Below are 12,750 nucleotides of genomic sequence, written 5' to 3'. Positions count from 1 at the left end.
CGCTCAATCCGACCGGGAGCTCAAGGCCTCCTGTGCCTGACGCAGGGCGCACCGGGCTTGGTCAAGGTCGCGGCAGGAGATCGCCTGCCCTAATTCAACCGCTGTTGGTCCCAGTGTGGCCTCGATCAGTGGCGCGAACTCCGACCAAGTCTCAGTGACATCACCGGTCGGCAATTGACGTTCCAACTGGTCCAGCACCAGGCGAACCAAGGCCCGATCCGCCTCGCCGGGCGGCGCCGCCGCGACCGGTGTCGGCCGATCGATGGGCATCACGCGACCGAGGCGCGCGGTCAGCCAGAAGGTGCTGCCGACACTGGGGGTGCTCGTGACGCCCACTTGGCCGCCCATCAGGGCCGCCAGGCGCTGCACGATGACGAGTCCCAGGCCGGTGCCGCCGTACTCGCGGGTCGTTGAGCTGTCGGCCTGCACGAACGGCTGGAACAACCGTCCCTGCTGTTCCGGGGTCAGGCCGATACCCTGATCCTCGACCTCGATCCGCAGCACGCAGTCGCGGGGACCCTGCTCCGCCAGGCAGGCCCGCACCCGGACCTCACCATGCAGTGAGAACTTCACCGCGTTGCTCACGTAGTTCGCGACCATCTGACCCAGGCGCAGTGGGTCGCCGTGCAAGCTGTCCGGGCATGCGGGGTCGACCGCAATCGTCAGCCGCAGCCCCTTCGCCGCGGCCTGCACGCGCACCAGGTCGGCCGCGCGCTCCAGGACGGGGGTCAAGGCGAAATCGGACGTGTCGAGCGACAAGCGGTCAGCCTCGATCTTGGCAAGGTCCAGGATGTCGTTGAGAATGCCGAGCAGGTGCTGCGCGGCCTCGCTGATTTTGACCAGCCGTTCGCGGGCCCGCGGGGCGGTGATCTCCCGCGTCAGCAGGTGGGTCAAACCGATGATGGCGTTCATCGGCGTGCGCAACTCGTGGCTCATGTTGGCCAGGAAGGCACTCTTGGCACGGTTGGCCGTCTGCGCGGCGTCACGTGCTTCCATCAGGTCCAGGGTCCGCGACGCCACCAGCGATTCCAGATGATGCCGATGGTGCTCCAGCTCGAGCGCGGCCTGCTTGCGCTCGGTGATGTCCTGGGTGACACCGGAGATGATTATGGTTTTTCCGTGCTCGGTCGTGGCCAGGCCAATCGCATGGACCCAGCGCCGATGTCCTTCCGCGGTGGTGATTTCCAGTTCCAGGTCGAACGGCTGACCCTGATCGACGGCCCGCTGTACCGCCGCCGCAATCACCGGGCGGAATTCCGGCGTATAGAAAGCGATAGCCTGGTCGACGGTCGGGATATAGCGATCGTCCACTTCGTGGATTCGATAAACGGCCTGCGTCCAGGTCAGTTCGCCTCGCTCCACATTGACTTCCCAGCCGCCGATCCCGGCCATCCGGCCCACCTCGTTCAGCAAGGCCTCGCTCTTACGCAGCGCTGCCAGCGCCCGCTGGCGTTCGGTGATATCGAAGAAGGTCACAAAGATCTGCCGAAGTCGGCCCTGCTCATCGCGGATTGGATGGGCCTCGCATTGCACCCAGGTCGGCGTGTCGCGATCGGGCCTGATGATCCCCAGGTTAAGATTCTGCAAGGCGGTTCCGGAAGCCGCGACACGCGCGACCGGAAACTCGTTCACCGGCATGCGCGTGCCGTCTTCCCGCAGGAAACACCAGCGCGGGTCGATGGCCGCAAGGCCGCGCAGTTGCTCCGACGTCAGTCCCAGCAGGTGCGAGGCCATCGGATTGGAGAAGAGGATGCTTGTATCCGGTCTGTGAACGACCACGCCGGCGTGCAGATTTTCAACCAGGCCGCGGTAGTTGCGCTCGCTCTCACGCAGCGCGGACTGGGTCTCCAAACGCGCGGTGGCGTCGGCCAGGGTATCGGCGATGGTCTGGAGCGTCGCCGGCAACCGCCACGCGTCCGGACGGCGGCGCGTATCGGCCAACGACAGGGTCCCCAGCACCCGTGAGCCAAGCATCACCGGAACGCACAGGAAGGTCACCACGCCGATCGCTTTCAGCGCCTGGTCCGAGTATTCCGATCTGGTATCCGCGGCGAGTTCCACCAAGGACGTGCCGGTCATGGCGACCTGGCCGGACAGGGTCGCGCCCACGGGGATGCGCAAGGGACCATCGACCGCGGCGGGTATCCCGACCGAGCCGGCAAAGACCATCTCCGCGCGTACCGCGTCAAAGGTCTCGATGGCGACGATCGGGAATCCGAGCCTGGTCGCCAACAGGGGAGGAAGGGCGCTGCGGAAGCTCTCCGCCGAGTCGGACGAGACTGCCAGCCGGGCCACGGCGCTGACCGCCTCGCGCGCGGTCTCGCTGCGCACCTGCTCGCTGATATCACCGTAGGTGACGACGGCGCCGTAACCCCGCAGCGGCAAATGGGCGGCGGTGACGCTGAGCCAGGTGACGGTCTCGTCGGCTTTGATGATTCCCATTTTCGCAAAATAAAGCTCCTGTCCGCCGTGGAGCGCGCGCACGGCGGGAAACTCCGCGGGCGGCATGGGTGTTCCATCCAGGCGGCAGATGCGCCAGGCGCGGTGGTCGAGCGGGTGTTGCAGATGCTCCTGCGTGGTGACGCCCAGCAGGGTCTCGGCGATCGGATTGGCATCCAGAATCACGCCCGTCGCGTCCGCGACGCTGATGCCCAAGGGAAAGTGCTCAAACAGGGTCTCGTACTTCGTCAGTGCGATATCGCGTGCGCGCTCAATGCGTTTCCGTGCGGTGATATCGCGGGTCACGCCGAGCAGGGTCAGTTCGCCCTGATCGTTCCAGAGATAACGGGTGTTGACCTCGGTCCAGACGGTTGATCCGTCGCGATGCGTCTGCTCGATCTCGTCGCGGTAAGCATGGGTTCCGGGGGCGCCGCCGCGAAACCGCGCGATCCGTTCGCTGATCTGCGCCTGTGCGTAGGCGTAGGACTCGGCCGTCATCACCTGCTCGACCGACTGGGCCATGACCTCCGCGACGGTATAACCCCGCAGCCGCTCGACTGACGGGCTCATGTAGGTCCAGTTCCCCGTTTCGAGATTCAACAGCCACAGCACGTCAGTCGTGTTGTCCGCCAGCAGGCGGTACTGCGCCTCGCTCGTCCGCAGGGCCTGCTCCAGCCGCTCCCGCGCCAGCAGTTCCGACGCCAGCCGCACGGCCTGCGAACGGCTGCTGGTGAGCGCCAGGACCAGCGCGGTCAGCAGCAGGCTGATGGCCGTACCGCTGGTTGCGATCAGCAAGACCCGTGCGTCGGCGAGTGCGGGCATGAGTGGTTGCGCGTGCGAGAAGTCCAGCGTCCAGACATGGCCGTTGAAGTCGATCGGGACGCGCACGGACTCCGTCGCGCGGGCCGCCGCGCCCCCCGGTTTGGTCGGCTGGCTGTCGTATAGCAGGGTCGCGGGGGAGATCAGGTCGCCGTCATGGATCTGCAGGCGAATGCGCTTGGTCTCCTGCAGGTCCCAACCGCCAAGCACACCGTGCATCAAGTCGTTCATGCGATAAGGACTGTAGACCCAGCCGAGCAGTGCGGCACGGCGTTCATCGACGGTCAGCGTCGGCTGCTCGGGTCGATAGACCGGAACATACATCAGGGTACCGGCCTGGACGTCCTGATCGGTCTCCTGCACCAGCAGTACCTTGCCGGAGAGCGCCGCGACGTCCTGGTCCCGGGCCTGCTCCATCGCCGCGCGCCGCACCGGCTCCGTGAGCATGTCATAGCCGAAGGCGCGCAGATTCCGGTCGGAGAACGGCTCCAGGAGGACGATGGATGAATACAGGCTGCGCTCGCCCTGCGGCCAGACCCGATAGTCCGGGAACCCCTGCGCACGCAGTTGCGCCAGATGCCCGGCGAGTTGGTCGGCCGGGATCAGCAGTGCGAAGCCGATACCCTGAATGCCGGGGAGATTCAGATAGATCTTGCTGCGTTCGATGAACTGTCGCCACGCCTCCCGGGTGACCTCCGTCGATCCGGCGAAGAAGGCTGCCCCGCTGCGCAGAATCTGGGCATGGGTGTGGAGCCTGGCCTGAATCTTGGCCGCGATCTCCTCGCCGATCAGTGTGAGCTCGCGGCGGTTCAGCGCCGCGACGTCGGTCTTGGTGTAGAGCGTCGCCAGTGCGGTCAGCAGCAGACCGACCATGAGGCTCAACCAGGCGAGCCTGAGCTGTCGATGCTGCGGCGTCCGGGTGTCAGGCATGGTCCGCTGGATGTTCCGGTAATCGCCCTATTCTTCGCGGAATGCGGGCAAGGCAACAACCCGGCGCAGGGTGGCGAGTGCCTGCTCGAACTCGAAGGCCTCGATCTCCTCGCCCAGGCGGGCAGCGGCGGGCCCCAGCACGGGCTGTATCAGTGTCTCCGCGGAACGCCACAGGTTTCTGGCCTGGGTGTCGTCATCGGCCAGCAGGGCTTCGAGCTGAATCAGGATCTCGTCGGTCTTGGCCCGATCCCAACTGGGCGGCGGCGAGACGGCGGGGCTTGATTCGGCTCCTTCGATTCCGTCGATTCCTGCAATCGCTGCCAGGAGCGGACCCAACGCCTGATCAACCAGGCCGATGCACGCCGCCACGTCCAGATCCGGCGCCGCGTCGCGCAGGGCTTGTTCCAGGGCCAGGGCGCGCTGGTGCAACTCCCGTGCACCAAGGGTGAGTGCCAGGCCCTTGAGCGTGTGCGCGAGATGGCGGATTTGCACCGTGTCGCCGGCGGTCAGATAGCCGCGCAACAGAAGTGCGTCATCGCCGTGGCCCTGCGCGAACATCTTCAGCAGGCGGACATAACTGCCCAGTTTGCCGCGCACGCATTGCAAACCGGCATTCAGGTCGAGACCCGGAGTCGCGGACAGGATCTGTCGCAGGTCGCTCATGACCGGCACTGTCGGCGGCACTGCCGTTGGCCGCGACGCCGGCTCGCCCGGCTCGGGAGGTGTCGGCAACCAGCGCAGCAGCGCAGCATAGAGCCGTTCGGGCTCGACCGGCTTGCCGATGTGATCGTCCATGCCGGCGGCCAGACAGCGGCGGCGGTCATCATCGAACGCGTTGGCGGTCATGGCCAGAATCGGCAGCCGCGCCGCCGTGGCGGCGCGGATGCGCCGGGTCGCTTCCAGTCCGTCCATGACGGGCATCTGCACGTCCATCAGCACCAGGTCGTAGCCGCCGGTCAGGGCGCGCCCCACCGCCTGTTGACCGGTGGCGACCCCATCGACGATGAGACCCAGGCCGCCGAGTAACTCACCGGTGACCTCCCGATTGACCGGATCGTCCTCCGCGAGGAGGATGCGTGCCCCCCGGTAGCGGCGCGCGAGGGCTTCCTCTGCTGTTTCACCCGAGCGATGTCCGGACTGCAGCGCCAGTGGTGCTGTGCTCCGGGTCAGTTCGGCGCCGGCGGCAACCGACTCGGTGTGAACGATCAGCCAGAACGTACTGCCGCGGCCCGGAACGCTATCGACCCCGACCCGCCCCCCCATGAGCTCCGCCAGACGCCGACAGATGATCAGTCCCAGACCGGTCCCGCCGTAGCGGCGGGTGGTCGAATCATCGGCCTGGGCGAAGGCCTGGAAGATACGCTCCTGTTGCGCTTGGGCCAGACCGATGCCCTGATCCTCGACGCGGAGCCGCAGCAGGACGTGCCGGTCCTGGTCATCCGCCAAATCGGCGCGCACCCGGATCAGACCCTGCTCGGAGAACTTGATTGCATTGCTGATGAAGTTGAGCAGAATTTGTCCGAGCCGCAGGGGGTCGCCGCGCAGGATCCTGGGCACCGCGGGATCGACCTCGGCGATCAGGTTCAAACCCTTGGCCGTCGCACGTTCCGCCAGTATGCCGATCGCGTGTTCAAGTAATTCGAGCGGATTGAACTGGCCATCCTCCAGAATCAACTGCCCGGCCTCGATTTTCGACAGATCGAGAATGTCGTTGATGATCCCCAGCAGATGTGCAGCCGCTTCGCCGATCTGCCCCAGCCGCGCCTGAGACCTGGGCACCGTGATCTCGGAGCGCAGCAGATGGGTCAACCCGATGATGGCGTTCATCGGGGTGCGAATCTCGTGGCTCATATTGGCCAGAAAGGTGCTCTTGGCGCGATTCGCCGCCTCCGCCGCTTCCTTGGCCTGGGCCAGGGCGGCCGCGGTGCGCTGCCGGGCGATGATCCGCCACAGATCCTCGGCGATCAGTTGCAGTTCCTGCGCATCGCTCGCATCGTAGTCGCTGGATTTGTTTCCCACCCCGATGAGTATCCGTATCTGCCCCCCCTCGCGGACCGGAACGCCCAGGTGTCGAATCAGGTGAGTGTGACCGTCCGGATAGCCCGCGCGCTGCGTCAACTGCTGGTAGTCGTTATGAATCACCGGCTGTCCGGTGCGCACCGTGTCGGCCCAGATGCCGGCTTGGGAGACGGAGTAATGACCGGTATTGGTCGCGGAGCACTGTTCCTTGGCCTGGCTCGACCAGGCACAGAGCTGGATCGTCTCCTGATCCAGTTCCAGGAAATGCAGGTATCCGATCGCACTGTCGGTCAAGCTGACAGCCAGATCGATACCGCGTTGCAGCAGTTCCTGCTCATTCAGGTCGGGCGCCGACTGACTCAGTTCGAACAATGCCTTCAGGCGCAGGTCGCTCTTGTGCAGTCGTTGATTGGCGACCTCCAGTTCGGCGGTGCGCGCCTGCACCAGCGTTTGCAGGTGATGGCGGTGCAGATCCAACTCCCTGGCGGCCGACTTGGACTCGGTGATATCGGTGATGATCGCCGACAGGTAGTGCCCACCCTTGAACTCGATGGCCCGGTTGCTCACCCGCGCATGCCGCAGACTGCCGTCCTTATGCCGATGCAGGGTGTCGAAATCCCCGCTGCCCGTCTCAAGGATCTTGCGAATCTCGGCGGCCACCCCCGTTCGGTCGTGCTCCGCCTGAATGTCCGGGATGCCCAACTGGGCGAACTCCTCCCGCGTATAGCCCAGGGCCGCACAGGCGGCATCATTGAACTCGACGAAGCGGGCCGTCTGCGCATCAACCAGAATGATGCCGTCGGTCGCCTGGGTGACGATGGCGCGAAAAATCTCATCACGCTCGCGCAAGGCCTCCTGGGCCTCGCGCAGTTTGGTGATGTCGCGGGCGATTCCAAGCACGCCGATCAGTTCGCCCGCGGCGTCCCGCAGCGGCGTCTTGATGGTCTCGAACAGGCCGCGGTAACCATCCGCGGCGAAGGTCAGCCATTCGGTGTTGACGGTCGGCCCGCCGGCGGCCAGGGCCTGGACGTCGTGCGTGCGGAAGAAGTCGGCGAGTTCCCGATCGACAAAATCATAGTCGGTGCGGCCGATGATCCGGGCCTCCGCCGCACCGAAAAACCGTTCGAAGGTCGGGTTGCAGGCGAGGTAGACACCATTGAGGTCCTTGAGCCAGATCAGGTCGGGGATGGCCCGCAGAATGGTCTGCAACAGGTTCGAGCCCGCCGGTGTCGACTGCGGCCCGGCGCAAGCCCCGGCCGCGTCGCTCAACGTGCGGTCTTCGGAAATCCCGATGGTCAGCGTCGGCCGTCCGCCCTGCGCATCGAGCAGGCTGTCGGATTCATCATGGACACCGGTCGGGTGAACTGCCAGAGACATGGACGTCCTCGATCGCGCGGCCGGCGAGCCGCAGCCGGTTTCTGGGTCGGTCCGGGTACGGTGTGGGCGCCTCGCCGGTTGCACGGCTACCCGGCAGGCACCACTGCACCGTCATATAGGCACAGTATGCACCGCAATCCGGCGGAAATCTGTGCTCTGTCGTCTGAATCTGTGATCGCCGCCCCGCCGCGCTTCGTAAGCCTTGGTCGGTCGCCCGAGACGCTCCGCGTGCTGCATCAGTACGTAGCCGATCGGCGTCATCTCACCCTGGGGTAAAGCCACGCCTTTGAGGGGTGATTTAACATAGGACTGGCGGGCCTTGATCATAAATCCGCCCACCTCGCTCGGCCCCGGAGTTGCCGCCCCGTTACAGAACATGGTCTTGCGTGCGAAAGTCCGCACTGTTCATCACCGAGTTGGGAACTTCACTAGAATGACGTCACCACGCCTATCGTTCATTGTAAGCGTCCATACCAGCATCACTCCAATCGTCCGCAAAGGAGCGCAGTCGCAGGCGGGTGTCCAGCGCCTCCGCTTCAGTCCATTTCAGCAACGGAATGCTACTATGGACGATTGGATCGCTCAGCAGTTGCGCCCATGCCTGGTCATCTTCGGGTGTGTTCCAGTTGTAGGGTGGATAAGGCGCGCCGCTCAGTGTTGGGGACCCCGCCCATCGGTCGTGCGCGCCGCATCCACCATCGCGGTGGCCGGATGGGCATCGCTCTCGCTCTGCCCATCCGACGCGCGTCTGTGACGACATCACTTTGGAACGCACCCGGGCGACGCTCGGTCCGCCGCCGGTTGAGGCGCTCAGAGCAACAGCCGCCGGATGTCCGCCAGAAGGTGGCAGAGCAGGGTGGTGAAACGCGCGCCTTCGGCCCCGTCGATGACCCGGTGGTCATAGGAGAGCGACAGCGGCAGCATCAGCCGGGGCCTGAACTCGCTGCCGTTCCACACCGGCTTCAGGTCCGCCCGCGATACTCCGAGGATAGCGACCTCCGGGGCGTTGACGATGGGGGTGAAGTGGGTGCCGCCGATGCCCCCCAGGCTCGAGATGGTGAAACAGCCGCCCTGCATGTCGGTGGGCAGCAGTTTGCCGTCACGCGCTTTCTTACCCAGGTCGCCGAGTTCCCGCGCCAGATCGAAGATCCCTTTCTTGTCAACGTCGCGAACCACCGGGACCACCAGTCCGCCGGGGGTGTCCACGGCGACGCCGATGTGGGTGTATTGCTTGAGGATCAGTGATTCGCCGTCCGTGCTCAGCGATGACTTGACCTTGGGCATCTGATTGAGCGCCACGGCCGCGACCTTGAGCAGCAGCGGCAGGATGCTGAGCCGGACCCCGGCCTGCTCGGCGGCATCCTTCTGCGCCTTGCGGAAGTCCTCCAGGTCGGTGATGTCCGCGTCCTCGAATTGCGTGACATGGGGGATGGAGAGCCAGCAGCGGTGCAGGTGCCGGCCGCTGAGTTTCTTGATGCGCTGGAGTTCCTGAACCTCGACCGGACCGAATTTGGCGAAGTCCACCTCGGCGGCGGCCGTCAGGCCGAAGGGCAGGGCGCCGGCGGCGGGTGCGGCCGCTGCCGCCAGGGGCGACGCACCGACGGCCAGGGCACCCTTGACATAGCCCTGCACATCCTCGCGCAAGATCCGGGCCTTGGGTCCGGAGCCGGTGACCAGGCGCAGATCGACGCCAAGCTCGCGGGCGAAGCGCCGTATTCCAGGGCTGGCATGGGGCTTTGCCCCGGTCAGGGCCAGGTCTTCCGGGCGCGCGGGCACCGGCGCCGGGCGGGGTTCGGGCTCTCCGGGGGCACGGGCGGCGGGCGCCGCCGGGGTCGGTTGCGATGCCGGTGTCTCCACGTTTGGCGTTGCGGCGGCCTCGCCGCGCAAGGTCAGAATCAGATCGCCCTGCGTCAGCTTGTCCCCGACCTTGACCGCGACACTCTCCACCAGACCCGCGTAGGGGGAGGGCACCTCCATGGTCGCCTTGTCGGTTTCCAGGGTCACTAGGGATTGATCCACCGCGATCTGATCACCGGGTTTCACCAGGACTTCGATCACCGGGACATCGGTATAGTCGCCGATGTCCGGCAGCACGACCGAGAGCGTTTCAGCAGCACCGGCACGCGCCGGGGCGGTGGCGGGTGCTGCCGCTGCCGCGGTGACCGGAGCCGCTGCGGCCGGGGCTGGTTTTGCGGCCGGGGCGGCCGGAGCCGTCGACTCGCCCTCCGTCTCCAGCGTCAACAGCGGGCGGCCAGAGCTGACTTTGTCCCCGAGCTTGACCAGCAATTCTTTGACCACGCCGGCGCGCGGCGCGGGAACCTCCATGGTCGCCTTGTCGCTCTCCAGTGAGAGCATGGGTTGTTCGGCGATGATCCGGTCGCCGGGTGCGACCAGGATCTCGATGATCTCGACGTCCGCGAAGTCCCCGACGTCGGGCAGCAGGATAGTTTCGACAGTTGCCACGCAATGTTCTCCAAGACCTGTGTTGCCGGGCGCTTCAGACCGTCGCCGGGTTGGGCTTGTCCGGGTCGATACGGTATTTCGCGATTGCCTGCGCGACCGTGGCCGCGGGGATCTCGCCCTCGTCCGCCAGGGCCTTGAGTGCGGCCACGGCCACGTAATAGCGATTCACCTCGAAGAACTTGCGCAACTGACTGCGCAGGTCGCTGCGTCCGTAACCGTCGGTCCCGAGCACGGCATAGCGGCGCGGGCAGTAGGGGCGGATCTGGTCGGCGTAGGCGCGCATGTAATCCGTGGCGGCGATGATCGGGCCGCTGGTCGCGGCCAGTTGCGATTCCACAAAGGTGACCCGCCGCTCCTGATCCGGGTGGAGCATGTTCCAGCGTTCCGCGTCGATGCCTTCGCGCCGCAGTTCGTTGAAACTGGTGACGCTCCAGACATCGGCACCCACGTCGAAATCCTGAGCCAGCAACTCGGCGGCGGCCTCCACCTCGCGCAGGATGGTGCCGGCGCCCAGCAACTGCACTCGATGGGCACGCGCCTCACCCGCGTGGATGCGGTACATTCCCTTGAGTATTCCCGCCGCGGCGCCCTCCGGCATGGCCGGCTGGGGATAATTCTCGTTCATCGCGGTGATGTAGTAGAAGCACCGCTCCTGGTTCTGGAACATCCGGCGCAGGCCGTCCTGAACGATCACCGCCAACTCGTAAGCGTAAGTCGGGTCGTAGGACACGCAGTTGGGAATAGTCGCCGCCATCAGGTGGCTGTGACCGTCCTGGTGCTGGAGCCCTTCACCGGCCAGCGTGGTCCGCCCGGCGGTGGCGCCGATCAGGAAGCCGCGCGCCTGCATGTCGCCGGCCGCCCAGGCCAGATCCCCGATGCGCTGGAAGCCGAACATCGAGTAATAAATATAGAAGGGAATCATCGCCTGGCCATGATTGGCGTAGGCCGTGGCCGCCGCGATCCAGGACGACATGGCACCGGCCTCGTTGATGCCCTCTTCGAGGATCTGGCCCTTCTTGTCCTCGCGATAGGACATCACCTGATCCGCGTCCACCGGCTCATAGAGTTGCCCCAGTGAGGAGTAGATGCCGAGCTGGCGGAACATGCCCTCCATCCCGAAGGTACGCGCCTCATCCGGCACGATCGGGACCACGAAGCGCCCGATCTGCGGGTCGCGCACCAGCAGATTCAGGATGCGCACCAGGGCCATGGTGGTGGACATTTCCTTCTCGCCGGTGCCTTCCAGCAGCGCTTTGAAGACCTCCAGCCGCGGGACCTCGAGTGCTGCCGCATCGTCGTAACGGGCGGGCAGGAAGCCGCCGAGACGCTCGCGCACTTCGAGCAGGTAGCTTTGCTCGGCACTGTCCGGTGCCGGCTTGTAGAAGGGGGCGGCAGCGATCTGATCCTCGGAGATCGGGATATTGAAGCGGTCGCGGAAGGCTTTCAGCGAATCCTCACCCATCTTCTTCTGCGAGTGGGTGATGTTCATCCCCTCGCCGGCCACGCCCATGCCATAACCCTTGACCGTCTTGGCCAGGATCACCGTGGGCTTGCCGTTGCTCTGCATGGCGGCGGCATAGGCGGCGTAGACCTTCGCCGGATCGTGGCCGCCGCGGTTCAGGCGCCAGATGTCCTCGTCGGTCATGTTGGCCACCATCTCACGCAGTTCCGGATAGGCGCCGAAAAAGTGCTCGCGCACATACTTGCCGTCCCTGGCCTTGTAGGTCTGGTAGTCGCCGTCGACACACTCCTCCATGCGTTTCAGGAGCAGGCCGTCCTTGTCGCGGGCGATCAGTTTGTCCCAGTAGCTGCCCCAGATGACCTTGATGACGTTCCAGCCGGTGCCGCGGAAGTCGCGCTCCAGTTCCTGGATGATCTTGCCGTTGCCGCGCACCGGACCATCCAGGCGCTGCAGGTTGCAGTTGACCACGAACACCAGGTTGTCCAGCCCCTCGCGGGCGGCCAGCGCGATCGCCCCCAGCGACTCGGGCTCGTCCATCTCGCCGTCGCCGAGGAAGGCCCAGACCTTGCGCTTGCTGGTGTCCACGATCCCGCGGTCATGCAGATAGCGCATGAAGCGCGCCTGGTAGATCGCCATGATGGGACCGAGCCCCATCGATACCGTGGGGAACTGCCAGAAATCTGGCATCAGCCAGGGGTGGGGGTAGGAGGACAGTCCGCCGCCGTCCACTTCCTGGCGGAAGTTGTGGAGTTGGTCCTCGCTGATCCGGCCCTCCAGATAGGCCCGGGCATAGATGCCGGGAGCCGAATGACCTTGAACGAAGACCAGATCGCCGCCGTGCTCGGGGGTGCGGGCATGGAAAAAGTGGTTGTAGCCGACATCGAAGAGCGTGGCGCCGGACGCGAAGGAGGCGATGTGGCCTCCCAGTTCGGTGGACAGCCGGTTGGCCTGAACCACCATCGCCATGGCGTTCCAGCGCACGAAGGAGCGGATGCGCCGCTCCATCGCCCGATCGCCGGGGAACGGCTGCTGCTGGGCTACCGGAATCGTGTTGAGATACGCGGTGTTGGCGCTATAGGGCAGGTCGGCTCCGGAGCGCCGGGCCTTGTCGATGAGCCGCTCCAGCAGGAAGTGGGCACGCTCGGCGCCTTCCTGGTCAAGCACGGCCTCGAGTGCATCGAGCCACTCCTGGGTTTCTTGGGGGTCAATATCGGAGGGGTTGTTCATAGGGATTCCCGGAA

The 12,750-nt window shown here is 65.5% G+C and carries 4 protein-coding genes; all 4 read right to left on the bottom strand.

The features are described from left to right. Positions 1 to 3: 3 nt before the first annotated feature. Entirely contained in the window at positions 4 to 4,188 is a 4,185-nt protein-coding gene (locus A39O_RS37005) for a CHASE domain-containing protein (RefSeq protein WP_245561962.1), read from the bottom strand. A 27-nt stretch (positions 4,189 to 4,215) separates the two neighbouring features. Next, positions 4,216 to 7,584, bottom strand: a complete 3,369-nt coding sequence (locus tag A39O_RS42880; protein WP_020506967.1) for a PAS domain S-box protein — start codon at positions 7,582 to 7,584, stop codon at positions 4,216 to 4,218. 810 nt (positions 7,585 to 8,394) lie between these two features. After that, complete coding sequence (gene aceF, locus A39O_RS0122705) at positions 8,395 to 10,047, bottom strand: dihydrolipoyllysine-residue acetyltransferase (RefSeq protein ID WP_020506965.1); 1,653 nt, start codon at positions 10,045 to 10,047, stop codon at positions 8,395 to 8,397. 34 nt (positions 10,048 to 10,081) lie between these two features. After that, positions 10,082 to 12,736, bottom strand: a complete 2,655-nt coding sequence (gene aceE, locus A39O_RS0122700; protein WP_020506964.1) for a pyruvate dehydrogenase (acetyl-transferring), homodimeric type — start codon at positions 12,734 to 12,736, stop codon at positions 10,082 to 10,084. Between the last annotated feature and the right edge of the window lie 14 nt (positions 12,737 to 12,750).

Source organism: Lamprocystis purpurea DSM 4197 (genome assembly GCF_000379525.1).
Taxonomy (GTDB): Bacteria; Pseudomonadota; Gammaproteobacteria; order Chromatiales; family Chromatiaceae; genus Thiodictyon; species Thiodictyon purpureum.
This window is presented reverse-complemented; position numbering and strand designations above follow the sequence as displayed.